This window comes from Sphaerothrix gracilis Ecp01 (genome assembly GCF_030405905.1).
Taxonomy (GTDB): Bacteria; Cyanobacteriota; Cyanobacteriia; order Phormidesmidales; family Phormidesmidaceae; genus Sphaerothrix; species Sphaerothrix gracilis.
Genome location: NZ_JASATW010000094.1, coordinates 1 through 2083, shown reverse-complemented (window position 1 = coordinate 2083; position 2083 = coordinate 1). Strand labels below are relative to the sequence as shown.

Below are 2083 nucleotides of genomic sequence, written 5' to 3'. Positions count from 1 at the left end.
GCAAATCTCCGTGGCTATGCCTTCAAATGTCCATCCAACCTGCTGCCCCTCGCGCTCATGCAGTGGTCTAGGCGGCAGTACATAGCTCTCATCGCTTAGATAGAGAGCGCTCGGCAGCTTTTCCACCCGACGAACGCAGTTCCGACGCTCATCAAAATAAACAGAAGTGCGGTAGATCCAAAGTTGCATGTCTGGTTTTGCTCTGTGACGATAAGGGGGCAAATGCCCCCAGTTGCAGGCTAATCTTTGTAAAGATACAAACCTAGACCAAACTTCGCTGCCGCTCGTCTAAACGCTTTGCTTTCAGCATTGGATGAGGGATCCCCGTAGGCTAGCTCTACCTCTTCGCCATCATCATTGAGGCGCTTAAGTTCCTCCGTTCCGGTCGCTTCGCGGTAGATATGGCCTTCGCTAGTAGGAATTGTTAGACGGCCTACCAGAAACAAGCGATCGCTAGAGAGTTGTGTACTGATAATCTGCCACGCCCAGCCAGGAGCATACTTATCTAAAATGCTGTTGGCTGTGTACCAGTGAATGAAAGTAATCCGCTTGCCACCACGTTTCTTAGAACTGAGCAAGTTTGCTGGCAGTGGTCGCTTCAGGGCTTCTTGAATCTGCTGCAGGCTCCACTCACCCACTTTGCTAGGAGGCTGGATTGATGTAGGGGCTGCTTTAGACTGAGGCGGAAACTGAACAAGAGAGGTTTTTTTCGGTTGACTTTGCATAATGGTTGATATCAAAGAGTTATAACAACAAGAGCTTTTAGGGGCAGGGGTGCCCCTGGAACGCTTTTTAGAACATCAACCAATCTTCACCATCTAGGTGAAAGTCGAGATCAGCGGCTGGATCAGGATTGGGTGAATCAAACCAATACTCTGCTCGCGCTTCAGCAGCAAAGGCCAGTTCCTCCGTAATAGGGCTAGACTTCCTGCTTTCATTAGGAGCATAGAAATCTGACTCAGCTTCAGCAGCTTCAGGATTGAGTGCTTCGGGCGTCCATTCAACGCGATCAGTGTCAGCTTGTTCTCGCTTTTGGGCTTCGTAAGCAAGGGCAACTTCAACAGGCATTACAATATCTCCAGGGTTAACAACCACTTGAGAGGGCATTCAGCTTGGTGGCAGGTGTCCTCTCTGCTCTATACCCTTATTATACACTGGTTAACCAGTGATTGCAAGCTATGACGCTGGTTAACCAGTATGATTTATGCTAAATTTGCCTTGAATCTGTCACTCCAGGCAGGCATCAGTCACTATGGTTAAAAAATCTCAGCTTGCAGGACTCACTCCTTTCAAGCCTGAAGGCGAAGAGGCTTTAGGCCGAAAAGTTTATGGAACCAAAATGCCTGAGTCAGTCGGAAGGATTCTCGATGATATGGGCACAGCCAAAGCCCAGTACATCCGACAAGCTATCATTGAAAAACTTCAGGCTGACGGCTATCTCTAAGCTCTTTATCCTAAGAACGCTCTAGCAAGAACTTATAGAAGGATCTTTATAACTTCTGGCGATTGGCCTGCTGGCTATCTGCTAGATCCATCCGCGAGCATTGAAGGAGCGTTTATCCTCTTTTGGCTTATTGTGCTGGCTGTGGTGATTTCGTATTGGAGCGATCGCTGCCAAGAAGGTAAGAAAAAGCCCTAGCAATAGCTAGGGCATGATGGAGACTTTCGCCTTATCTGTTTACCTTGCCCAAAAAACAGAAAGCATTTTGTAGCCATGAGCAGATACAAGATAGCTACAATAATCTTCCCAAAGTTGGCAACTCCAGTGTTTTAGTTTGAGCAGTTTTTCAGGAACTTCATCATGACCCATATAGCCAAAGCGATAGCTCAAAAAAGCTTTATGATATGTGACTTCAGTAATCGCTGGAATGTTGTACTTCGCTAACAACTCTAAAATACTTATTCCTTCGGCTTCACACATCCTCAAATGCTGAACAACGTAGGAGAGATTGGCAGGATTAGTCTGATTAGCAACAACGACAATACAAAAGCCTAGATAAAGAGGATTGTCATGCTCTCCGTCAAAATATCCTCTCTCAAAAGCCTCTAACATGGCCTCTGCCTGATTTTCCTCCAGAACAAT

The 2083-nt window shown here is 46.6% G+C and carries 5 protein-coding genes; 1 reads left to right on the top strand and 4 read right to left on the bottom strand.

Annotated features, from left to right (window positions below; translation table 11 throughout):
* From QJQ48_RS27845 to QJQ48_RS27835, 3 genes are all read right to left on the bottom strand, one after another.
* On the bottom strand, window positions 1-189 hold a 189-nt coding region (locus tag QJQ48_RS27845; RefSeq protein WP_346294457.1), incomplete at its 3' end, for a hypothetical protein.
* A 50-nt stretch (window positions 190-239) separates the two neighbouring features.
* Entirely contained in the window at window positions 240-725 is a 486-nt protein-coding gene (locus QJQ48_RS27840; protein WP_346294456.1) for a Rad52/Rad22 family DNA repair protein, read from the bottom strand.
* 67 nt (window positions 726-792) lie between these two features.
* Window positions 793-1068 (bottom strand): hypothetical protein, encoded by a 276-nt coding sequence (locus QJQ48_RS27835; RefSeq protein ID WP_346294455.1) that lies wholly within the window; start codon window positions 1066-1068, stop codon window positions 793-795.
* 184 nt (window positions 1069-1252) lie between these two features.
* Here QJQ48_RS27835 and QJQ48_RS27830 point away from each other — a divergent pair, with 184 nt between their 5' ends.
* Complete coding sequence (locus QJQ48_RS27830) at window positions 1253-1444, top strand: hypothetical protein (RefSeq protein ID WP_346294454.1); 192 nt, start codon at window positions 1253-1255, stop codon at window positions 1442-1444.
* A gap of 234 nt (window positions 1445-1678) precedes the next feature.
* On the opposite strand, the gene QJQ48_RS27825 is transcribed toward QJQ48_RS27830, so the two are convergent.
* On the bottom strand, window positions 1679-2083 hold a 405-nt coding region (locus QJQ48_RS27825; protein WP_346294453.1), incomplete at its 5' end, for a hypothetical protein.

Bases quoted from the DNA above. Each gene is read 5' to 3' on its own strand.
- QJQ48_RS27840 (WP_346294456.1), bottom strand. From the start codon at position 725: ATGCAAAGTCAACCGAAAAAAACCTCTCTTGTTCAGTTTCCGCCTCAG.
- QJQ48_RS27835 (WP_346294455.1), bottom strand. From the start codon at position 1,068: ATGCCTGTTGAAGTTGCCCTTGCTTACGAAGCCCAAAAGCGAGAACAA.
- QJQ48_RS27830 (WP_346294454.1), top strand. From the start codon at position 1,253: ATGGTTAAAAAATCTCAGCTTGCAGGACTCACTCCTTTCAAGCCTGAA.